19 protein-coding genes and 2 tRNA genes are annotated in these 23,129 nt (G+C 43.2%); 10 read left to right on the top strand and 11 right to left on the bottom strand.

The window, feature by feature from the left end; genetic code table 11:
* Entirely contained in the window at positions 1–435 is a 435-nt protein-coding gene (locus F7R24_RS01365; RefSeq protein WP_240775934.1) for a PaaI family thioesterase, read from the top strand.
* 1 nt (position 436) lies between these two features.
* On the opposite strand, the gene F7R24_RS01360 is transcribed toward F7R24_RS01365, so the two are convergent.
* Positions 437–1,159 carry a TrmH family RNA methyltransferase gene (locus tag F7R24_RS01360; protein WP_151669431.1) on the bottom strand — a complete coding sequence of 241 codons (723 nt, stop codon included), beginning with the start codon at positions 1,157–1,159 and terminating at the stop codon, positions 437–439.
* Positions 1,160–1,168: 9 nt separating this feature from the next.
* The gene (locus F7R24_RS01355; RefSeq protein WP_151669430.1) at positions 1,169–2,788 is read right to left on the bottom strand and encodes an NAD(P)/FAD-dependent oxidoreductase; all 1,620 of its coding nucleotides are present in this window, start codon (positions 2,786–2,788) and stop codon (positions 1,169–1,171) included.
* Positions 2,789–3,095: 307 nt separating this feature from the next.
* Here F7R24_RS01355 and rlmE point away from each other — a divergent pair, with 307 nt between their 5' ends.
* Positions 3,096–3,719 (top strand): 23S rRNA (uridine(2552)-2'-O)-methyltransferase RlmE, encoded by a 624-nt coding sequence (gene rlmE, locus F7R24_RS01350; RefSeq protein WP_151669429.1) that lies wholly within the window; start codon positions 3,096–3,098, stop codon positions 3,717–3,719.
* Positions 3,720–3,765: 46 nt separating this feature from the next.
* Here rlmE and gloA read toward each other — a convergent pair whose 3' ends face one another.
* From gloA to F7R24_RS01330, 4 genes are all read right to left on the bottom strand, one after another.
* Entirely contained in the window at positions 3,766–4,323 is a 558-nt protein-coding gene (gloA, locus tag F7R24_RS01345) for a lactoylglutathione lyase (RefSeq protein WP_151669428.1), read from the bottom strand.
* A gap of 24 nt (positions 4,324–4,347) precedes the next feature.
* Complete coding sequence (locus tag F7R24_RS01340) at positions 4,348–5,034, bottom strand: P-loop NTPase family protein (protein WP_151669427.1); 687 nt, start codon at positions 5,032–5,034, stop codon at positions 4,348–4,350.
* Between the two features lie 121 nt (positions 5,035–5,155).
* Entirely contained in the window at positions 5,156–6,082 is a 927-nt protein-coding gene (locus tag F7R24_RS01335; RefSeq protein ID WP_151669426.1) for a glutaminase, read from the bottom strand.
* 42 nt (positions 6,083–6,124) lie between these two features.
* The gene (locus tag F7R24_RS01330; protein WP_151669425.1) at positions 6,125–8,704 is read right to left on the bottom strand and encodes a bifunctional diguanylate cyclase/phosphodiesterase; all 2,580 of its coding nucleotides are present in this window, start codon (positions 8,702–8,704) and stop codon (positions 6,125–6,127) included.
* A gap of 471 nt (positions 8,705–9,175) precedes the next feature.
* Between F7R24_RS01330 and F7R24_RS01325 the strand changes: the two genes are divergently transcribed.
* The 4 genes from F7R24_RS01325 to F7R24_RS14870 all read left to right on the top strand — a co-directional run bounded on the left by F7R24_RS01325 (position 9,176) and on the right by F7R24_RS14870 (position 16,455).
* On the top strand, positions 9,176–10,975 hold the full coding sequence (locus F7R24_RS01325) for a chemotaxis protein CheA (RefSeq protein WP_151669424.1): 1,800 nt from the start codon (positions 9,176–9,178) through the stop codon (positions 10,973–10,975).
* Between the two features lie 9 nt (positions 10,976–10,984).
* The gene (locus F7R24_RS01320) at positions 10,985–11,476 is read left to right on the top strand and encodes a chemotaxis protein CheW (RefSeq protein WP_151669423.1); all 492 of its coding nucleotides are present in this window, start codon (positions 10,985–10,987) and stop codon (positions 11,474–11,476) included.
* A gap of 147 nt (positions 11,477–11,623) precedes the next feature.
* Positions 11,624–14,203, top strand: a complete 2,580-nt coding sequence (locus F7R24_RS14875; protein WP_151669422.1) for a methyl-accepting chemotaxis protein — start codon at positions 11,624–11,626, stop codon at positions 14,201–14,203.
* Positions 14,204–14,220: 17 nt separating this feature from the next.
* The gene (locus F7R24_RS14870; protein WP_151669421.1) at positions 14,221–16,455 is read left to right on the top strand and encodes a methyl-accepting chemotaxis protein; all 2,235 of its coding nucleotides are present in this window, start codon (positions 14,221–14,223) and stop codon (positions 16,453–16,455) included.
* Positions 16,456–16,578: 123 nt separating this feature from the next.
* Here the strand turns inward: F7R24_RS14870 and F7R24_RS01305 are convergent, their stop codons facing one another.
* Positions 16,579–17,124 (bottom strand): DUF2231 domain-containing protein, encoded by a 546-nt coding sequence (locus F7R24_RS01305; protein WP_151669420.1) that lies wholly within the window; start codon positions 17,122–17,124, stop codon positions 16,579–16,581.
* A gap of 1 nt (position 17,125) precedes the next feature.
* A complete protein-coding gene (locus F7R24_RS01300; protein WP_168926750.1) occupies positions 17,126–18,547 on the bottom strand; it encodes an ethylbenzene dehydrogenase-related protein in 1,422 nt (473 codons plus the stop codon).
* Positions 18,548–18,752: 205 nt separating this feature from the next.
* Here F7R24_RS01300 and F7R24_RS14965 point away from each other — a divergent pair, with 205 nt between their 5' ends.
* From F7R24_RS14965 to F7R24_RS01285, 3 genes are all read left to right on the top strand, one after another.
* Entirely contained in the window at positions 18,753–18,980 is a 228-nt protein-coding gene (locus tag F7R24_RS14965; protein ID WP_420812970.1) for a hypothetical protein, read from the top strand.
* 31 nt (positions 18,981–19,011) lie between these two features.
* Positions 19,012–19,467 carry a DUF411 domain-containing protein gene (locus F7R24_RS01290; protein WP_206057447.1) on the top strand — a complete coding sequence of 152 codons (456 nt, stop codon included), beginning with the start codon at positions 19,012–19,014 and terminating at the stop codon, positions 19,465–19,467.
* Between the two features lie 68 nt (positions 19,468–19,535).
* The gene (locus tag F7R24_RS01285; RefSeq protein WP_151669416.1) at positions 19,536–20,039 is read left to right on the top strand and encodes a cytochrome b; all 504 of its coding nucleotides are present in this window, start codon (positions 19,536–19,538) and stop codon (positions 20,037–20,039) included.
* A 25-nt stretch (positions 20,040–20,064) separates the two neighbouring features.
* Here F7R24_RS01285 and F7R24_RS01280 read toward each other — a convergent pair whose 3' ends face one another.
* From F7R24_RS01280 to F7R24_RS01270, 3 genes are all read right to left on the bottom strand, one after another.
* A complete protein-coding gene (locus tag F7R24_RS01280) occupies positions 20,065–20,475 on the bottom strand; it encodes a BLUF domain-containing protein (protein WP_151669415.1) in 411 nt (136 codons plus the stop codon).
* Between the two features lie 512 nt (positions 20,476–20,987).
* Positions 20,988–21,064 (bottom strand) — tRNA-Pro (locus F7R24_RS01275).
* A gap of 13 nt (positions 21,065–21,077) precedes the next feature.
* Positions 21,078–21,153, bottom strand: a tRNA-Asn gene (locus tag F7R24_RS01270).
* A gap of 184 nt (positions 21,154–21,337) precedes the next feature.
* On the opposite strand from F7R24_RS01270, the gene ycaO reads away from it, so the two are divergent.
* Positions 21,338–23,062 carry a 30S ribosomal protein S12 methylthiotransferase accessory factor YcaO gene (gene ycaO / locus F7R24_RS01265; RefSeq protein ID WP_151669414.1) on the top strand — a complete coding sequence of 575 codons (1,725 nt, stop codon included), beginning with the start codon at positions 21,338–21,340 and terminating at the stop codon, positions 23,060–23,062.
* Positions 23,063–23,129 lie beyond the last annotated feature (67 nt).

Raw genomic sequence — 23,129 nt, 5'->3', positions numbered from 1 at the left:
ATGAAAAAAGCGCCCGACAACATGAATTTAAAAATGAACGTGCAAGAACTATCTGTGTTTCTTGTTCGTGAGTTTCCGCAATTTCAATGCGAAATCTTAGCGGTGACAGCTGATGAGGCTGTGGTTAAACAAAGGATCAATGAGAGTCACCTTCGTCCGGGCGGTACCGTTTCTGGACCGACGATGATGGCATTGGCCGATGTTGCTCTCTATGTTGCCATACTGTCTAGGATTGGGCCGGTGGCCTTAGCTGTCACGACAGACTTCACCTGTCACTTTCTCAATAAACCTGAAGCAAACAAGGATCTTATTGCTAAAGCATCCCTATTAAAGCTAGGTAAGCGATTAGTCATCGGGGAAGTCAGTGTGTTTTCTGAAGGGCAATCTGAACCGGTTGCTCATGTTGTGGCAACCTATTCTATTCCGGTTCAGTAAATCAACGCTGTCGCTCGTAAACACAGATGTTGACTGCCATCGCTAGATTTAATGATTCGATCTGTCCGTTACCTTGAATGGTAAATGCCTGAGCGTTTAGTTTCTCTAGAGCTGTTCGAGGTACGCCTCTCGCCTCATTACCGAACAGGTAGCAATCTACTTTTTTAAAAGATGGATCCGTGATGCTGTGACCCTGTAAGTCTAAACATCCAATGGAGTTAAATCGACTCGCTAGTGCTTCGAGTGTAACGTCTAACTCCATGGGGACGTGGAAGATTGCACCCATACTGGCGCGGATCACTTTGGGGTTGAACGGGTCGACACTGCCTGGGCTTAGCAAACATCGAAAACCACCAAACCAGCCAAGTGTTCGTAAAATGGTCCCCAAGTTGCCCGGATCTTGAACTTCATGCAGATAGATAGCTAATTCTTCGCCTTGAGCGTTGTTTCCCCAAGCAGACAGCGGCACTCTGGCCAGAATACCCTGAGGTGTTTTGGTATCAGAGAGTTGGGCCATCTGTTTATCAGTAACACGCTCTGTTTTGAAAGGTGTTTGCCAATCGACATAACGTTCGGTGGTATATATTACAGCGTCTTGCAATGCAGCGTTAATTTGTGAGGCCTTTTGTAATTCTAGAATCAGGTGTTCCCCTTCAACCAAGCAAAAGCCAAGCTCTTGACGATACTTCTTTTGTTGAAGTTTTTTGACTAACTCTAGTTTCATGGTGTCATCCTATCCTGCAGTATTGGCAAGCATATCTAAAGCCAATGCTTCAGCAACTTTAATACCATCAATACCCGCAGACAGAATGCCACCAGCATATCCAGCACCTTCACCTGCTGGATAAAGCCCTTTAATATTCAGACTTTGCAGTGTTTGAGCATGACGAGTCACACGCACAGGCGACGAGGTCCGTGATTCAATACCCGTGAGAAGGGCATCATCACGATCAAATCCACGAATCTGCTTGCCAAACGCAGGCAGTGCTTCTCTGATCGCGTCAATCACATAATCAGGTAAGGCATCGGACAAATTACCTAGCTTGATGCCGGGTTGATAAGAGGGGAGTACCTCGCCAAGTTCGGTCGACGGTTGGTTTTTAATAAAATCGCCAACCAGCTGAGCGGGCGCGTTATAGTTGCGACCACCGAGTTCATAAGCTAACGCCTCAAGCTTCTCTTGTAACTCAATACCTGCTAAAGGACCACCCGGAAAATCCTGTTCAGGATTAATGCCCACCACAATACCGGCATTGGCATTGCGCTCTTTACGCGAATACTGACTCATGCCGTTGGTCACAACACGACCCTCTTCTGAAGTCGCTGCAACTACCTGTCCTCCAGGGCACATGCAGAAGCTATAAACGGCACGTCCATTGCTGGCATGATAGACTAGCTTATAATCGGCTGAACCCAGCGCTTCGTGTCCTGCATATTTGCCAAGGCGTGATTGATTAATCATGGTTTGAGGATGTTCGATCCGAAAGCCAATAGCAAACGGCTTGGCTTCTACAAACACCCCTTGACGATGCAGCATTCTAAACGTATCACGCGCACTATGACCCAAGGCCAGAACGACATGGCGACTATGTAGCTGAGTCCCATCTTCAAGCTGAACTCCCTGAACCTCCTCTTTGTCGAGCAGCAGTTCAGTGACTTTAGATTCAAAGCGGATCTCACCACCCAGTTTTATAATCTCCTCACGCATATTCGCGACCACGGTAGTCAAGCGAAACGTACCAATATGAGGCTTACTAACATACAGAATATTGTCCGGCGCACCCGCTTTCACAAACTCTTCCATGACTTTACGGCCATAAAATTTAGGATCTTTCACCTGACTCCAAAGTTTGCCATCGGAAAACAGCCCCGCACCCCCTTCACCATATTGCACATTCGACTCTGGCGACAGAATATGTTTACGCCACAGTGCCCAAGTATCCTGTGTACGCTGACGAACGTTACGCCCACGTTCTAATACAATCGGCTTAAAACCCATCTGCGCTAAAATCAGCGCCGCAAATAAACCACAAGGACCAAAACCGACAATAATAGGACGCTCATTCAAGCGTTCAGGCGCGCTCGCGACCGGATAATAACGAGTATCCGGCGCCGGCATCACATTCGCATCATCCTTATAGCGCGCTAAAACCGCTTCATCATCGGTGGTAGTCAGATGAATGATGTATACATAAGTGATCTCCGTGTTCTTTTTGCGTGCATCGTAGCTGCGCTTGAAAACAGTGAAATCAATCAGTTGATGATCTTTTAGTGATAAACGTTCCAATAGTGCTTTGCGTAATGCTGTTTCAGGGTGATCAAGTGGCAACGACAACTGAGTGATACGAATCATGAATGTTCCGAAGGTAAATGCGGTAGTAATGAGCGATTATACCTTCGAGAAGAATTAATGTCAGTCTGGATGAAATGGTGTGGGAAGAGTAGTGGAGGAGCGGTATCTAATTTTAATGACCGTCTGCCGCCAAGGATGGCGGCAGTCGAGCGCGTCAGGACGACGACAGCGAGTCATTAAAATGAGATATCGCTCTGCCTAGCCAATCCAAAAAAAGATACCGCTCTCTCCTTGAGTTGAGTGCCATTGGATAAATATGGGCTTGCACGTACAATTACTCTTTTAAGCGGTTGGAATGAAGAGAGTCATGGCACGTACGAAAAGCAGTAATCGTTGGATGGATGAGCATGTTAATGACCCCTATGTAAAACAGGCGCAGTTGGATGGTTATCGCTCACGTGCCAGTTACAAGCTACTGGGGATTAATGAGAAAGATAAACTCATTCGTTCGGGTATGTGTGTGCTCGACTTGGGTGCGGCACCAGGTGGTTGGTCGCAGGTTGCCACTAAACTGGTGGGTGATAAAGGCCAAGTGATTGCATCTGATATCTTGCCGATGGATAGCATGGCCGGTGTAACCTTTATTCAGGGTGATTTTACCGAAGACAGCGTCTTTGAAGCCATTATGGAAGTGATTGATGGTCAACCCATTGATGTAGTGATTTCTGACATGGCACCGAATATCAGTGGTGTGTCGACGGCGGATCAAGCCGCATCGATGTATCTGGTTGAATTAGCCTTGGATATGGCGACACAAGTATTAAAGCCGAAAGGCAGCTTTGTGGCTAAAGTCTTTCAGGGAGAAGGGTCTGACGAGTTTATCAAAACGGTTAAACAGCACTTCAAACAGGTGGTGATTCGTAAACCCGATGCGTCACGTCCACGCTCGCGTGAAGTGTTTGTGGTAGGTAAGGAGTTTATCGCCAACTAGGGTTAATCCAAGCTCATCATGATAATGAGCTTGGAAAATAGCTCTACTAGCCCGAGATATGAGCCGCTAACGCGTCGGGTACTAATGACCCTTGGAAAATTTCGATCCAGTAGCCGTCAGGATCTTGGATAAACGCGATATCTCTCATTTTGCCATCGTTGGGACGCTTTACGAAAGGAACTTCTAAGGCATCAAAACGATCGCAGGCAGCGGCTAAATCAGGAACTGCAAAGCCTATGTGGCCAAAACCACGAGGATCTTGGTTGCCATTGTGATACTGCTGCTCAGGATCAGATTCTGTACTCCAGTTATGCGTCAGCTCAAGAAGAGCAGGGCGGCTAAAGGTTTCAATAGTGCGTGCTTTCAAGTCTTTAGACCAAGATTCCAGCTGATCAGAATCAACGGCAGCTAAGAAATACAGGCTAAACTGCATCTCCGGAAAGTCTAGTTTACGCACCAGTGTCATGCCCATGACGCGAGTATAGAAATCAAGTGATCGAGCGGGATCTTTAATCCGCAGCATGGTTTGGTTAAAAACAAACCCTTCCGTTGCGCTATCTCTAGATTCACATAAACCCTTCGCTTGCTCAAAATGACGACTCATGACCGCTCCTGTTGTTGAACTGTTTTACTCTGTATAACTTAATCGATCGCTTATCTGTGAGAATACTTTTTTCTGCCACACACGAACGCGCTGACGTTCCATGATGCCTAAATGACCATCGATCTCTTTATTGTTTGCAGCTGCCCAAAAGCTTAACCCTGCATTATCAATTTTACGCATGGTTGCAGAATGAAGGCTGGGTAGTTCCATGATGTTGACATCCGAGTAATCGGCTAGCAACTTATCAACTCGACCAAAATCACTACCACGACCAAAGTTTTTCACCGCTATACAGGTCACTTGTGAGCCATAACGGGTTAAAAACTTCATTAATAGGTCGGCAGAATCAGGACCGTCATCAACCACATACCAGACAATAAATTTCAAGCTAAGTTCTTCACACAGATCAAGCACGCCGTTTTCATCGATCCAGCGATCCAGCAAGCGCTCACTCTGTGCGGGTAGATCGATCACGACGTTTACCGCTTCTTCAACAGCGACTTCAATGATTTGATCAGCACTTTCAAACTGCTCTAGGTTTAAGTTTCGAGCAAAATCACCATAAGAACGGCTCAAGGTTGCATGAGACTGGTCAGCATCCAGTGCAATAAAAGGCTGATGATTGTCCAAACAGTATTGTGCTAGCAGTCGTGACATAACGGATTTACCCACCCCGCCTTTTTCACCGCCTACTAAGTGTATGTATTTCATTTTACGCTCCATATATTTGATCAGTGTTAACACGGGGCTGTGTTGGGTTATTAAGTCAGTTGTATAATTTTTTGACCTTATAGTAACGATAAATGAGGTTGATGACACTAAGGTTATGAAATCAAAGTCTCTGTCCAAATACAGACCAGCCCGTATGCTGTGCCAAACGTTCAAGTGCAAGTGTGCCAAGATGGCTATTGCCTTGTTGATCTAGACCTGGCGACCATACGGCAATCGATGCCTTACCGGGTGCTATGGCAAGAATACCGCCACCCACGCCACTTTTTCCTGGTAAACCTACCCTAAAGGCAAATTCTCCAGAGCCATCATAATGGCCACACATCATCATTAACGAATTAATGCGTCGGGCGCGTTGGGCAGATACAATTCTATGTCCGGTCGTTTTATCGATACCGTCAGAGGCTAAAAATAATCCCGATTGTGCGAGTTGAACGCAGTTCATCGCAATAGAGCATTGGTGAAAATAGGTACCTAAGACTTTATCGACGTCGTGTCTTAATCGTCCAAACGATTTCATGAAGTGAGCTAGCGATGCGTTACGATCACGATGTTGCATTTCAGATGCGGCAACCAAATGGTCAAAACAGATGCTCTCGTCTTTCGCAAGGTAGCGCACAAAACTAAGAATCTCACCGAGGCATTCCTTTGGTTCATGACCCATCATAATCGCATCTACCACCGCTATCGCACCGGCATTGATAAATGGATTACGAGGTTTTCCCATCTCATGTTCAAGCTGCACAATAGAATTGAAAGGGTTGCCGGAGGGTTCTCGACCCACATGCTGCCAAAGGCCATCACCGATCTTTCCAAGTGCCAGCGTTAAGGTAAACACCTTAGAGATACTTTGAATGGAAAAGAGCGTGTTGGCGTCACCTGCTGTAAAGGTTTCGCCCGACGGTGTGCAAACAGCAATTCCGAATCGATTGGGATTAACATGCGCTAATTGTGGAATATAATCAGCAACCTTACCGCGATGCTGCTCGTTTGCAAGTGAATTAACTAGATCGTTTAGAAAGGTTTGCATCTGTGCTTATCCATCAATCAATTTATTGATCTATAATGGCGTTTAAATAGATGTTAAGACTAGGTTTTCAATATCCTGAATACTCATCGGTTTACCTAGCAAGTATCCTTGGAAAAGCTCGCAACCTATTCCTTTTAAGAATTCTAGTTGCTCGGCTGTTTCTATACCTTCAGCGATAACCTCTAAGTCCAAACTGAGACCCATAGCAACAATGGTTGATGCTAATGATCGTTGTGGGTCATGCGGATTTATATCCCATACAAATGCTTGATCGACTTTAAGTTGGTCTATTGGGAGTTTTTGTAAATAACTGAGTGAAGAGTAACCCGTACCAAAGTCATCTAGTGATATTAAAAGACCAAGTCGTTTTAGTTGAATCATCTTGTCGATGATATCTTGCGTATCATTGACTAACATACTTTCAGTCAATTCAAGCTGTATTTTATTTGGATTTGCCCCCGTTGAGTGAAGGGTTTCTTCAACAAGCTTCACAAAATCAGGCTGCGCAAATTGCTTCGCACTGACATTGACAGATATAGTAACGTCTTGCGTGCGAGGGTTTTCAGACCATTTTACTGATTGGCTAAACGATGTATCTAACACCCATTTGCCGATTTTCAAAATCAAATCTGTCTCTTCAGCAAGTGGTATAAATTCATTTGGCGGTATCATACCTTTAGCTGGATGTGGCCAGCGAATAAGCGCTTCTACTCCTTTTATTTGAAAGGCGCCATCAAACTGCGGTTGGTAGTAAAGTTCAAATGATTGATTCTGAATGGCTTCATACATTTCCGTCTTTAGTTCTAATCGTTGAATAGCCTTTGACTGCATACTTTGTTCATAAAAGTAAATGCAGTTTCTACCCTTCGATTTTGCTTGGAACATTGCCAATTCAGATTCTTTTAACACTTCATCAGGATCACTTTGAGATCTAATTAGGGTGACTCCAATAGATGCAGTGATACGATGTGATTGATTGGCAAGTATAAAAGGCTCAGTCACTTGGAGAATGATTGATTCTGACATTTCTTCAGCCGCTGAAGCTGCTTGTTTTTCATGACTATCAGTTAACTGTATTAAAATAACAAACTCATCACTACCAAGTCTTGCCAGTGTCGCCACTGATGGCAAGAAATCATTCAATCGTTGTGAAAGTTGAAGAAGAAGTTGGTCTCCGGTAGCTTGACCAAGCGCATCATTGAGTTGCTTGAAGTGATCAAGATCCAGAAACAAAATAAAACCACAGATTTGGTCACTATCTGTATAGCTATCATTGACGACCTCGATCAGAATCTCTTTAAGTTGATTGCGATTAGGTAGATTGGTCAGTGAATCAAAGTATTTGAGCTGGTGGACTTTTTCTTGAGTAGCTTTTAATTCAGTTAAATCGACTAGACTGGCAACGAAGTGCGTTATCAGATCGTCCTGATCTCTAATGGCTGTAATGGTGAGATGTTCGGGGTATATTTCTTCCGATTTGCGACGATTCCATATTTCTCCTTGCCAATAGCCCTTGTCTCGTAATTCAGTGTACATTTTTTTATAAAAAGCGTTGTCATGCCGACCTGAGTTAAGAATAGAAGGGTTCTTACCAATGACTTCAGCTTCATTATATCCAGTGATGTTTTCGAAGGCCCGATTGACTTTAATAATTCGATAGTATTTGTCAGTCACTAAGATGCCGTTCTGAGATTGAAAAGCAATGGCCGCAACCTGTAACTCTCTTGTCCTATCAATTACAGCTCTCTCAAGCCCATTGTTCATGGCTTTAATACGTTGTAGTTGGATGGCAAACAAGCCCAGTAAAACAGATACAATTAAGATAGGAATGGATTCAATTACGATATGTCCTTTGGATACCCAACTATTTTCAGGAGATGCAACGAGATACCATTCGCCATTAGGCAATTGCAAATCATGTTTGACAACCTCGTTTAAAAGATCTCCTTGAGATGCAAATATCAGTTTTGGCTTTGCTTCAGGTGCCTGATGGTAAAAATGAAAATTGATGCCTTCTTGAGCAAGTAGATCAAAACCAGAGACCTCAATCAGTGTGTCTAATTTTATAATGATACTGCTGTAGCCCCAAAAACCATCTGGTTCAGTGTTGATTTTATTATGTAAAAAAATAGGGTATCTGAGTATGTAGGCTTGGCCGCCCTGGACTAGATTTAAAGGGCCGCTGATATATTGTTGATTTAATTCTTTAGCTCTAAGTGCATCTGGGCCTTGCTCTGGATCTTGAAGGAAGTTAAACCCTATGGTTGCTTCATTCCCTGTTAAAGGAAAAACTCTTTCAATTAAACCATTAGGGGCTAAACTGAAGTGAGAAAGGCTAGGTGATATCCTCAGTAGGTTTTCTGCAATGGTCTCAAAATTATCTAACTGACTTATATCAGAACGTATCAATACACCAAGTAGTTCATTTACCGCCATACCTTGGAGTATTTGTTGCTCTATCTGGATACCATGTCTTGTTAACAACGCTTCTATGGCACTCATTTCAGACTTTTTGTGGTGCTCATGAATTTGCCAAGCGATATAGCTTCCGAACAGAAGCGAAATCAAGAATACAAGCATTCCAGTAAACAGATGTGACTTACAGGCGCTTTTATCGATCATTAAGGTTCCAAAATGACGTGTATTGACGCCAAAAATAAATTTAGCCAGTTAGTTGATTAATCTTAGGCTAATTTTAAACGGAACTCTATCAAATCTGTGTGCATAGAAATGTGACCTAGACTTCAGGTCAGTTAAGAATGTGTTCGCGCCAACATCGTTATGTAAACATGCTCGAATTACATAATCCTATATGACGCGTATCCGCATGGTTTTATCCAGTTGCATCAGCTTTTTTAATGTTTAATATGTGAATAAGCTTATTCGAAAAAATTCTAAAATAAAACCATTTTTTGTGTATTACTTCAACACGATAAGCCTTACTTAAGATACAGTTATTGATGTGGTCTAGTTTCAAACTATAGATGACTATAAATGAGTAAATCTACACTAACCGTTGTTGATTCTGGTTCAATTCGACAAATGGTCTGATTTACATTGAAAGGTGCAGAATTTCCATCCCTGGGGCTGTTAATGACTATCGACCTGAATCAATTCCATAAGGTCTTCATTGATGAAGCCCACGAGCACCTCGGTAACATGGAGCAACTTCTCCTTGCATTAGATATCAAGAATGCAAATCTTGAAGAGCTAAACGCTATTTTTAGGGCTGCACACTCTATAAAAGGAGGAAGTGGTACGTTTGGTTTTAGTGATATCGCTGAGTTAACCCATGCTCTGGAAACGCTTCTTGATAAGTTAAGAAAACAAATTCTAGATCCTACAGAGCAAATGGTTTCTGCATTTCTGGAGTGTTGCGATCTTCTTAATGACATGCTTCAAGCTCATCAAAGTGGAAACGAGGTTGATGAATCTTCAATTCAAACAATGCGTCTACGCCTATTAGAATTAGCTGATTCTGATGCCACTTCTGATGAAAGCGCCTTTATATCATCAATAGAATCTTCTGAAGAGAACGAAGGTTTTGGCTTTTTTGTTGATGAGAAGACTCTTCCTGCTGCGCAAGAAAAATCTATAAAGGAAGAAGCTGATGGTTTTGGGTTTTTCGTAGACGAGTCAGAACTTCCAGCGCAGAAAACTAACACAGTCAAGTCAAGCACGAAGCAAGAGAATGCTAAAGCGCCTGCTGAAAGTTCCATTCGTGTTGGTGTTGAAAAAGTTGATCAGCTGATCAATCTGGTGGGTGAACTGGTCATCACTCGATCGATGTTAGCCCAATCTGCTTCTCACCTTGATCCTGTTCAGTTTGAAGCAATTCATGAAGGCTTAGTAAATTTAGAGCGAAATTCTCGCGATCTTCAAGAGTCTGTAATGTCGATCCGGATGTTGCCGATCAATTTTGTATTCGGTCGTTTTCCTCGCCTAGTTCGAGATCTGACACAGAAAATGAACAAAAAAGTGCGCCTCAAGTTAGTCGGTGAAGAGACTGAGCTTGATAAAGGACTGATTGAAAAGCTTTCAGACCCACTTACGCATCTTTTACGCAACAGTATTGATCATGGCATCGAAACTCCAGAGGTTCGATCAGCTGCAGGGAAAGCAGAAGAGGGTACGATAACGATGAGTGCTAGCCATCAGGGTGGTAGCATTTTGGTTCAGATCATTGATGATGGTGCTGGACTCAACCGAGAAAAACTTCTAGCAAAAGCGCGTGAGAAAAACATTCCATTGTCAGACAACCCTTCTGATAAAGAGGTATGGCAGCTGATATTTGCGGCAGGATTTTCAACTGCACAGCAAGTGACGGATGTATCTGGTCGGGGCGTGGGAATGGATGTTGTTCAGAAAAACATTGCCGAAATGAAAGGGCAAGTAGAGATCGAATCAGTTGCAGGTCAGGGAACAACTATAGGGTTAAGGCTACCACTGACACTGGCAATACTTGATGGCATGACGCTCAGAGTTGGTAGTGAGATCTTTATCATGCCATTGACTCGCATTTTAGAATCGCTTCAACCTACTCACGATCAACTCAAAACAGTTTCTGGTCAAGGCCGAGTGGTGCAGATTCGTGGTGAGTATCTGCCTTTAATTGCGTTGTATCAAATTCTGAATTTAGAACCAGAGGTGATTGATCCTGAGAAGGGTATTTTAGTGGTAGTTGAATCTAGCAGTGGAAAGGTGGCGTTGTTTGTAGATGAACTCATTGCACAGCAACAGGTAGTGATCAAAAGTTTAGAAACCCACTATCGCAAAGTGGAGGGTATTTCTGGCGCTACCATTATGGGTGATGGTCGTGTGGCATTGATACTGGATATAGACAAACTGGCTAAAATGAATAGCCAAGTTGCATCTTCAGAAAGAACTGGCTGAGGTAGGGGTATGACAAGAGTAGAAGAAAGTACGACAAAGCAAACAGAAACAGAAGAGTTTTTAACGTTTACACTTGGCTCAGAAGAATATGCCATAGATATCTTAAAAGTTCAGGAGATTCGAGGTTACGATGCTGTTACAAAAATAGCTAATACGCCGGATTACATTAAGGGCGTGATTAACATGCGCGGTGTCATTGTACCGGTAGTCGATATGCGACTTAAATTTCATCTGGGTAATGCAACCTATGATCAATTTACGGTGATGATTATTTTAAATTTGGGTCAGCGTATTGTGGGTATGGTTGTCGACTCAGTTTCTGATGTTATCGCCCTGAATCCAGAAGAAATAAGACCTGCTCCTGATTTTGGTTCGACGTTTGATACTCAATACCTGATTGGTTTGGCGAGTGTTGGGGAGCGCATGGCCATTGTTGTCGATATTGAAAAATTGATGACCAGTCAAGAAATGGGGCTGATAGACCAAATAATAGTAAGTTGAGTGAGATGAAATAAAGCTTAGATTCAGTCGTGTTGGAAATTAATTTTTCTCAATCTGACAGATCCATTTTTTGACAAGTGTGCTTTACTTTGTAAATGATCAAATATGTTTTAAACAAAATAGCTGTGAGTTATTAAGGCAATAAAGATGAATATAACTAAAAAACTTAACCTGTCCTTCGGATTGCTGGTACTGCTCATTGCTCTAGGTATAGCTGCGCAAGTCTTCAATGCTAACAATACTCGATCATCCATGTTGTCGATGCAGCAGACCCTTATATTGGGTGAAAGCGTATCGGCTGTTGCTCATGAGTTACAAAAAGAGCGTGGCTTAAGTGCTGGATATATAGGTTCTCGGGGTGGTAACAGGCAGGCATTAGATCAGCAACGAATCGACAGTGATAGAGTGATAGACGTCTATCAGGGTGCACTTAACCAGGTCAATCTCAGTAATCTTCCTGAACATCAAGTCACTCAACTACAGCAACTTTCTACTCAACTGCAACAATTAGGTGCTATTCGAGGTCAGGTGACCAACCTGACAATCGAACCTCCTTCCATGCTTGGTTACTACACCAGTACGATTGGTCATGGTATTTCATACCTTGATGGCACTATTCGAGTAGAGGACATTGTAACGGTTTCAAGAGCACTGCATTTAATCGCAGAAGTAAAAGAAGCCGCAGGTCTTGAACGTGCAACGGGAAATCTTGGGTTTGCATCAGGTCGGTTTAGTGTTGCTGGCTTTACGCGCTTTATTGAACTAGGTGCAGAGCAAAATAGTAAAATTAAAGAGTTTCAACGCATTGTTCCGGCTGAAATTCGTGATCAATTAAATCAGATCCAAGGTTCTAACCTGTTCAACCGTGTGCAAGAGATGCGTAATCATGCTCAAGAGCGGTACGGTGCTAATCAACAGATGACAGTTACCTCAACTGAATGGTTTTCATTGACTACACAGCGCATTGATGCACTTCGAGACCTTGAAAACACGGTTTCAGATTACCTCGCTGATATGGGACAAGCCTCTGTTAAGTCGGCTACCAGTGCAATTATTTTCTGGGTGATTCTGGCTATCGTTGTATTGGGTGCGGTCATCTTTGTTATGCAATTTATCGTACGTAAAGGTGTTTCTCAGCCATTGAAGTCTATTGTGCAACGCGTCACGGAAGTGTCTGAAAAAGCACAATTTAATGTTTCGTTACCTGATCATAAACGTGATGAAATTGATGATGTCTCACGTGCGCTCAATACCCTATTCAAACAAACGGATAGTGCATTGAAGGAAGCTAACACAACAGTTGCGGCTATCGCAGCGGCAGATTTTAGTCAGCGTATGCAGGGTGAATACCAAGGTGATTTAAAAACACTGAGTGAGGGCGTCAATGCCAGTGCTATTAGTGTATCGTTTATGATGGACGAGTTAGGGAAGGTGATGCGCTCTTTAAATGAAGGGCAGTTTGATATACGCATGGATGAACGTGTGCCTGAAAATTTCCGCAATCTAGTAGAGTCTGCTCTAGTTAGCATCGATCGTGTTGTTTCTGCCATTAATTTAGTTATGCAGAAAATGGCGGAAGGTGATTTTAGTCACCGTGTTGACGTGGATGCCCGTGGTGAGATGTTGTTGATGAAAGACAATATCAATATGTCGATACAATCACTTGCCAGTGCAATGGAAGACATTATGCGTGTTGTCGTCGCGCAGTCTAAAGGGGACCTGACTCAATCCATCACACGATCTTATCCAGGCCAGCTTGGAATTCTTAGAGAAGCGATCAACACCACCGTAGGTGATCTACACTCACTTATCTCAGAGATCAAAACCTCTGTGGAAGCAATCAACACTGCAGCACAGGAAATAGCTGCGGGCAATACCGATCTGTCACAGCGAACTGAGGAGCAGGCATCTAGTCTTGAAGAAACCGCATCAAGCCTAGAAGAGTTAACGTCAACAGTTCGACAAAATGCAGATAATGCGCGTCAAGCGAATCAATTAGCACTCAGTACCAGTCAAATGGCAGAAGGCGGAGGATTAAAAGCACAGCAAACCATTCAAACCATGGCCGATATCGCAAACAGTTCTAAACGTATTTCAGATATTACATCCTTAATTGACGGCATTGCATTTCAAACCAATATATTGGCACTTAATGCAGCTGTTGAGGCAGCTCGTGCAGGGGAGCAAGGTCGAGGGTTTGCTGTCGTTGCGGGTGAGGTCAGAACATTAGCCCAACGTTCGGCTGCAGCAGCTAAAGAGATTAAAGATCTTATTCATCAATCGACTTCAATCGTTGCAGAAGGTAATCGTTTGGTAGAGGAAACGGGTGACACGATTCTGAGTATTGTGAACTCTATAAAACGTGTTACTGACTTAATGGGTGAGATATCCGCTGCATCTGAAGAACAAAGTCAGGGTATTGAACAAGTCAACCAAGCGGTTACTCAGATGGATGATGTGACTCAGCAGAACGCTGCATTGGTTGAAGAAGCAGCAGCTGCCGCTGAATCACTGGAAGAGCAAGCAGCCTCGCTGTCTGCTTCCGTTTCCGTGTTTAAGCTGGATCAGCAATCATTAGTGCAACAGCGTGCACCTAAAATGGTTGCTCAACCTAGGGTGAGTCATCCTGCTCCCAAAACACCAACATCTCATCCCACAAGTCGTAAAATATCTCGACTAAATTCACCAGGATCTAAACCGAGTGAAGACGAGTGGGAAGAATTCTAATCATCATAGGTAATTAAATGACCATAAAAGCAAAAATATCAGCTGGCTTTGCTGCCGTCGCTATCATCGCTCTTTTTCTAGGAGGATTAGGGTATTTTGGAGCCGTAAAAAGCGAAAATACTATCCGTGACTTTGGTGAGCAACGTCTACCTGCCGTGCAAAGCGTTTACGACATCCAAATTGCGCTGAATCAGCTCGTTCGAGCCTATCGAACGTTATTGGATCCCGTTGCAGACTTATCTGCCCGGCAAGAACAATATGAGTTAATTCAAACTAGTCGGCAAACCTATCGCAGCATTGCTGAACAGTTTGAATTACTTCCCAAGTCTCCTGCTGAGCAACAAGCATGGAATGTATTTAAAGAGACAATTCCAGCTTGGGTAGAAGCTAATAATAGGATTTCCGCAATACATGAAGAGCTTGATAGTCGTCTGCGTGAAAACCCAAATGCGTATTTGACCGACCTACATAGGCGTATTTCAGATGCAACCATGGGGGAGACGCGTCGCTATCAAGAAGCTGTGCTTAATGCACTGGATGAATTAGTTGCGCTTAATGTTAACGCCACTAATCAGCAGGTGGAGGAGAGTATTGGAGATGCTGTTTTATTAGAGGTGGTCAGTTTAGTTGCGATGTTTATTGGCGTGGTATTGGCTGCTGCACTAGGTATTTTAATTACACGTGGGATCACCAGGCCTTTGTCTGTATTGGTTCAGTCTGTCGAAAACGTTGCCAATACAGGTGATTTTAGTATTCGCATTAACTATCTAAAGAAAGACGAGATAGGGCAAGTTATTCAATCGTTTAACGCATTGCTTGAGTCTCAGAAAAATGCACTTGATGAAGCGAATAGAACCGTTAAAGCATTAGCCGATGGTGATTTTGGTTCTCGTGTTGAAGGCGACTATAAAGGTGATCTACAACTGCTGAAAGCAGGGATTAATCAGAGTGCAGAGTCGATAGGTCAGACGATGGGTGAGTTATCCAAAGTCATGCAAGCCATCAAAGAGTGTGAATTTAGTATCACCATCAATCAAGGTCAGGTTAAGGGTGAGTACCAACGGATGTTAAAAAATGCATCAATGGGTATGCAGCAGCTTAACGGCAGTGTGGCGGGAATCATTGATGTGATGTTGCATGTCTCCAAGGGGAACTTCTCTAATCGTGTTGTAGCTGAAGCAACCGGTGAGATGCTGCTCTTAAAAAATATGATTAACGAAACATTGAAGGCGTTAGAAACCGCTTTTGGTGAAATCCTTCATGTTATGAAAGCCTTGTCAGAAAGCGATTTAACGGAACAGGTTAAAGGCAATTATCCGGGTGATTTGGGTGTTTTAGCGGCTGCAGCTAACCGCACAACAGAGCAACTTTCAGATGTGATAGAACGGATTAATACAGCAGTAGAAAACGTAAATACCGCAGCCACAGAGATTTCTGCCGGTAATACAGATCTTTCGCAGCGTACCGAAGAGCAGGCATCCAGCCTTGAAGAAACGGCTTCTAGTATGGAAGAGCTCACCAGCACCGTTCGCCAAAATGCTGAAAATGCCCGTCAAGCTAACCATTTAGCGGTTCAAGCCAATAATGTTGCCGAAGCAGGGGGAAGCAAAGTCCAAGAAGCAGTCAGTTCAATGCTTGAGTTGACTAAAAGCTCTGAAAAGATCACCAATATTATCAGCGTGATTGATGGCATTGCTTTCCAAACGAATATTTTAGCCTTGAATGCGGCTGTTGAAGCAGCAAGAGCTGGAGAGCAAGGAAGAGGATTTGCGGTGGTCGCTGGAGAAGTCAGGACGTTAGCACAACGATCAGCAGCTGCAGCCAAAGAGATACAAGTCCTCATAAAACAGGAAGGTGCCATTGTTGAACAAGGTAGTAAATTGGTGAGCGAAGCTGGAGACTCAATGAGGGAGATTTTGAATTCAGTTAAGCATGTTACGGACTTGATGGGCGAGATATCTGCCGCTTCAGACGAGCAAAGCCAAGGAATAGAGCAAGTCAATCAAGCCATCACCCAAATGGACGATGTCACTCAGCAGAATGCAGCCTTGGTAGAGGAAGCAGCGGCTGCGGCAGAGTCATTGGAAGAGCAGGCAGGTAATCTGTCGCAAGCCGTTTCAATATTTAGGTTAAAATCGGCTAATAATTTTAGGCACCTTGGCTATGATAACAGGGTGAGTTCTCATTCATCATCAACGAATACAGGGGTTCCAGCTTTACCGAGTGCTTCTCATAATGAGCACGAATATTAATAGGAATTATCGATGATCTTTGTGAAATCGGACGAAGTATCGATTTAGTTTAATCTTTAAAGAAGTCATCTCTATCCGAAAGGGGTTCCAGATAGAGATGACCCTCAAGTTTGACGCCCTCAGTTATTGCTCTTTTCGAACGATTCCCGTCACGATAAGTATAATTCCAACGAGCGTTGCAAAGATGATTGCCCAAGTTGCTGAGTAAAAGGTTTGATAAACATTCCAACCCAGAAGGTTTAACAGTGTAGAGAAATCAGAGGGTGACCCCATTAGGTATCCACCCAGTGCCCCTGATACGCTCAGTAACCCTGCAGCAATGATCGCTAATAACATCACAGGCCATTTCAGCTGACTCTGCCATAAGTCGCTCCCTGCGCGAATCCGAACAACTGCTACGCTTAACCATGCCATCATAGCCCACGCCGAAAATAATATTTTATTTTTAGCCATAGGCGATGATAAAGAAGCCTCTAAAGGCCACAAAATCATACCGGTTATAAAAGCGGCAATGCTGCCCAATAACCCAAAAACTAATAAACCAGGAACCGACTTTTCAAGGGATACAAGGGTTGAATGGTTACTGATGATTCTTAACAACATGAATAGTGTTGAAATTAGAAGCAAGGCAATAGGAAAGTGCGCCATGATATGATGATAAGCAGTCATCTTAGTTCACTCCTTTCGTAGGTGTAACACCGCGATATAAAAACAGGCCAATGGCTGCGAATAAAAACAATCCAGAGAACAATGTTAAATACCACTGCTGTTGAATTGGTTTCCTAAATTCACTTTCTACACCATAAATAGCCAGTTGCTCCTCATTATGAAATGCCATCGCAGGAACTTTTTTAGCGATATCATCGTTACCTGCATGAGCTTTACTCGTCAGATGAGACCATGTCACTTGACCCGGATAAAACAGCGTTACGTCATGCCAATCCTGCAGCCATAGTGGATCTTCGCCTGTTTCTTTGTAAGCAGAAAGCTTCGCATCACGACCTAATCCGAGAGAGATTGGCATAGAAATATAGTGCCAGCGTCCCCCGGTTGCATCTTTGTGAACGGAGAAGGCAATTGAATACTTACCACCATCAACGAAAATTTTGTCATCAAGAGGTGCCTGGGTATCCATCATTCGGGAAAGTGATACGTTCCAGTAGCCATCTGCCCAGTAGGCATTGGCAGCAATGTCGCTACGTGATCCTTCTGGTGTTCTCAGTGCTCTGCGAGGAAGCACATCACCCTCTTGCCATTCATGATCAGGATCAAAAGGCTGCATGGTGCTTTCATGTAAGTAATAGATAGAGTTTGGATCCAGTTGCCCTGATTGAATAACGTCCCAGTTCAACGCGGCATGACCAGCAACATCGGGATTGAACATAACAAGGGGTTGGTTGTTTTCAGCATCCCAATTGGTAAACCAGGCACTGCGCCCTGAATCGCCATCACGTACATCATGTACAAGTTGATCATCTGAAATATTCAGAGGATTGCCTCGGGCTGAGCGCCAATGCCACAGATCTAAAAAGTAACCTGCAGCACGGAGTTGCTTGATGCGATCTGCATCTGCTGTATCTGCCCATTCAGGAGAATTGCGTGTTTGGGGAAGATATTTTGTAACGCCGTCTTGTCCTCGTTGTTGGCCAAGGTAGGGATGATTTTTAACCTCATCACTGGATGCCTCATCACTCATTTCAGCCAATCCTGTGCCAATCGTAATGTATCCACCGTAACGGGCAAAATCAGGAATGCTTCCATCATCGATCATCATGGCAACTCGATCTTCATGAAGTCCATGAGGTTCAGAACCGGGTACTGCATCTCCATAACGTTTCCAGCTTCCACCTTCAAACTTGAACACATCATGCAAATAGGAAGGTTGTTCGGCTGGCCAACGATATTGAAAAAAGATTCGTTCATGGTTATAGCTTGCACGAACTTGAAGGGGCATTAACAGTTCTGAGGGAATAGCAATGTGGTTTTCTGGATCATTTTTGATAACTCCCTTACCGTTACTGACCCAAAGTGCAGCAAGTCCTATAAAAAATAATGCAGGTGCGATCACACCTACATGGCGTTTTTTTATCATTATTATTTCCTTGTAAGTTTTAAGGACAGCCATACAAAACTGATTGTATCGACCCCTCTATGTATAGACTCTTATTGGCTATATTTCAATCACGGTGACATGTGTGGCGCAAATAGAAGGTGAATTATGAAGTGTAGTGAAGACGAAATGACAAAAATGTAATCTTCAGGTCATCTGTATGTCAGACAATTTACAGTAATATTTGATGGTAATTAAGGGTGAATTAATTAATTCTGTCTTTGTTCAGGTTTGGAGCTATATGGAAGTCAAAAGCGCACGATTAACTTTTTTAATTGAACCATCTGTTAAAAACACGTTTGAGAAAATATGTGCTTCTGAAGGGTTAAAACCATCAGAAGTTGCAAGAAGTCTGATTGAAGATTTTGTCAGTAATGATAATTTTCGGAGTCTAGTTCAGACTAAGCATTGTTAACGAAGCAACCATGAGTAAAAGGTCGACTAGCATGAAAAAATTTCTGTTATCAGGTTCTATGCTGTTGATAGTCACAGCAGTGATTATATTTAGCCAATATAGTTTGTCAGACCCAAATGTTATGAAAGTATACAAGACAGAGACCTGTGGTTGTTGCAATGATTGGATTGATCATATTGAAGCGGCGGGTTTTAAAGTTGAGTCAACAAATTTAGCACAGTTACACACTAAAAAAATTGAATTAGGTATCCCAGCTATTCTTGCTTCCTGCCATACCGCTGTCATTGATGGTTACGTAATTGAAGGCCATGTACCTGCTTCAGACATACAAAAGTTATTGAATCTAAAACCCGATGTAACCGGTTTAACAGTTCCTGGGATGCCTCATGGTTCGCCTGGTATGGAAACTGGCCGAGTTGACTCTTTTGATGTTCTCACTTTTGAAAAAGGTAGCGATAAAACACGAATTTGGGCAAGCTATCCTTAAGTGTTAATAATATTTAAATATTATTAACTGATTCATTTATTTTAATTATTTATAATGCTGGTGTGTTTATGTCGAATGTGAAGACCATCCCTCAAGGATACTTAAAAGTGCAAATTATCCTTCACTGGATTGTGGTAATTTTGATCGGGAGTCAATACCTGTTTAAAAATACCATTGCCAGTGCTTGGGATACCATTCGCTCTGGTGAAGACTTTGCATTTCATCCATTAATCTTGCTTCATGTTGTCGGTGGAAGTCTAATTCTTATCTTTATGGTCTGGAGATTGGTGTTACGAGTTCGTTATGGAGTACCAGCGTCACCTGAAAACGATCATGCCATTTTTAAAGTGATCAGCCGTATTGTGCATGTGGCCTTCTATGTTGTGCTGATTCTAATGTCACTTTCGGGCCTAGCGGCTTGGTTTGGTGATGTGGTCTTGGCGGCCCAAGCTCACAATATTCTCAAGGTCGTTCTGTTAGCATTAATAGCGATGCATATTCTGGCGGTTCCTTTTCATCATATAGTTTTGAAAAGTCCGATTATGAAACGCATGACAACATCCGGCGATTAAGTGAAAAATACCATTCCACGCCATTTTACAAATCATGTTTAAGAGAAATGAGTAATTGGTTGGCAGAATCTCCGCTTAACGAATAAGGATCAAAAACATCCGTTAGACCAAATTTATATAGTTTTTCTTTGTTATCTTCGGTCAGTTCTACGTATGCCATCTCCCATTCAGAGAAATCTCTAACCGAGATTACTTCATACTGTAAAATGACCGGCGACTCATGACGGGGATCATGCAGTATGCGAGAGTAAAGCTCGTTTACCGTCCTACGAGACCCTTCTAGGCATTGCAAAAAGAAATTGGTGTCATAGCAAAGCATACCCGAAATACCCTTTGCCGAGTTATATCGTGAAGCTGATGCTAAAATATCATCAATAACTTTATCGTTAAGATTGTTTTTACATCGACTTGCATAAATCAGCTTAATTAGGTACATATTTAAGTTCTCATTAATACAATTACATGATTGATTACGTTAGTTTCGATGATGCCTATTGAGGTGGTCATTCTTCAGATCCATACCTTATGCCAATATTTCTATTAGCGCTAAGGTAATATGTTGTTGGGCATACCTGTTTTTAACTTTCTGCTTGCCCTCATCACCTTGCTAAAGTTAAGACTTTATTTATCTGAATTTCAAGTTCTGGATGACCCTTTCAGGAAGTTAGCAACTGACCAATCGTTAAGCGGTATGTTTTGTCGCGAGGTTCTGCGCTTCGTAGTTGTATGTCGTAAGTGATAGCCGTGAGATGCAATCCATCTCGCGCATAGCTGGGCACTTAATCGGCTTGGGGGTACTGGATAGGGGGATAGGCATATGTGACGAAATGCCCCTAATTGTGCCCCACCATAGGTGAAGTTTAATGAGAAGTCGTAAAAATAAATAAGCTTTGAGGCTGTGTATTACACGGGATGTGAAAATGCTTGCGAACTGCTAAGAAAGGATAGTGGTCGGAGTGGAGGGATTCGAACCCCCGACCCTCTGGTCCCAAACCAGATGCGCTACCAAACTGCGCTACACTCCGACTTTCTAAGTTTTGGCTCCCCGAGCTGGACTCGAACCAGCGACCAATAGATTAACAGTCTACTGCTCTACCAACTGAGCTATCAGGGAATCGCTCAACTCAGGCCGCGTATATTAATGATCTTGGCGGGGGTCGTCAACACTGTTGTTGAAAAAAATATAAATTTTTTTGTTTTGGTTGTCTGAAGTATAATCTTTGATCAATCAATAAGATGAAGCTGTAGTGACTTTATTGATGTTATATACAGCCAGGTTTGCAGTTGGGAGATAATGAATGACGCAGATTTTGGGAAAAGATGCGCCGCTTGAGGAGTCCATTGAACGCCTAAGTGCTGCATTGTTGGCGTTTGGGTTAGAAGTGGAAGAAACACGATGGTTAAACCCTGTTCCGCATGTCTGGTCTGTGCATATTCATGATCGTCATTGCCCGCTTTTTTACACCAGTGGTAAAGGCGCGACCAGAGAGGCTGCTTTAGTCAGTGCGTTGGGAGAAATGGTCGAACGTTTAAGTACCAACTATTTCTTTGCTGATTACTTTTGGGGATCGGCGGTTGCTAAGTCTGAGTTTGTGCATTACCCGCAAGAACGATGGTTTACCGTGAAATCCTCTGAATGGCCAGATGGTTTACTGGATGAAGCAACACGAAATCACTACGACCTAAACAACGAGATACACCCAGAAGCGCTTATAGATATTAACTCCAGCAATGCATCACGAGGCATCTGTGCCTTGCCCTTTGTGATGCAACGCACGCGTGAAACTGTCTGGTTTCCCGTCAATATCATTGGCAATCTGTATGACTGTAATGGCATGGCTGCGGGTAATACGATTTGGGAAGCCAGGGTTCAGGCGTTATCTGAAATTTTTGAACGTCACATTAAAAATACCATTATCTCATCAGGTATTAGCTTGCCATTGATTCCTGAATCTGAAATTGCTAAGCACCCAAGAGTTAAAGCGTCTATCCGAGCACTCAGAAATAAAGGCTATACCATTGAAGTGCGTGATGCGTCGTTGGGTGGGAAGTTCCCCTTGGTCAATGTCAACCTTATTAATCCGGATGACGGTGGTTGTTACGCATCTTTCGGTTCCCATCCTAAGTTTGCCATGGCACTTGAGCGTGCCGTCACGCAGATGTTACAGGGTCGCGAACTGGATGATTTAAAGAATTTCCCGATTCCAACACTGGACATCGAGGCCGCCGCTGATCCGGAAAATCTATTAACTCATTTCATTGACTCTAGTGGGTTGGTGGCTTGGGATATGTTCTCGGCCACCACCGATTACCCTTATACACCATGGAATATCGAAGGCGACACCCAAGCTGAATTTGAAGAGTTGTGCTTTAAAATTCATCGCGTCGATATGGATATCTACATAGCGGACTATGAGCACATGGGAATCTATACCTGTCGTATTATTGTTCCAGGTATGTCAGAGGTTTATCCAGTCGATAAGCTCATTTGGCGAAATAACAGTGCAGCGATGGCGTTGCGTCCTGCCTTGTTGGCGTTAAGTGATTTGGATCAAGAGGGGTGTGCTGACCTGTTAGATGCGCTAGAAGATGCACATTTTGAAGAAACGCATTTGGTCGCAGATTTGATTGGAGTGGCTCCCGATGCTGGAACCGTCTGGTCTTGGTTAAGAATGGGTGAACTGAAAATGCGCCTAGCGCTAGCCTCTGGTGATCTTCCACTGGGCCGAGAGTTGTGCGAATGGGTGCTTGAATTTGCCCAAGTGCCGCCTAAAGCGCATAAAACCTATCGTTGCTTACATCAGTTGTTATCCATCGAATTGGACGAGTCGCGCGATCTAAAAGACTTTTTACCGGTCTTAGAGCGTATTTATGGCGCTGATATGATCAGAATGGTCTCTGGTTTCTTGAAAGGGGAAGGCCTGTTTGATGACTTTGGTACCCATGATGAATCCCTTAAAGGCTTTGTTACACATCATAAAATGCTAGATACCTACTCAAAGCTACAACAGGCAAAACTGTAACAAGCTAAGCAGGCTTAACATTTAATTGACGGATCTTAGGGTTCTGCCATGAAAGGTTATGAACCCA

It is taken from the genome of Nitrincola schmidtii (assembly GCF_008973715.1).
GTDB classification, from domain to species: Bacteria; Pseudomonadota; Gammaproteobacteria; order Pseudomonadales; family Balneatricaceae; genus Nitrincola; species Nitrincola schmidtii.
This window is presented reverse-complemented; position numbering and strand designations above follow the sequence as displayed.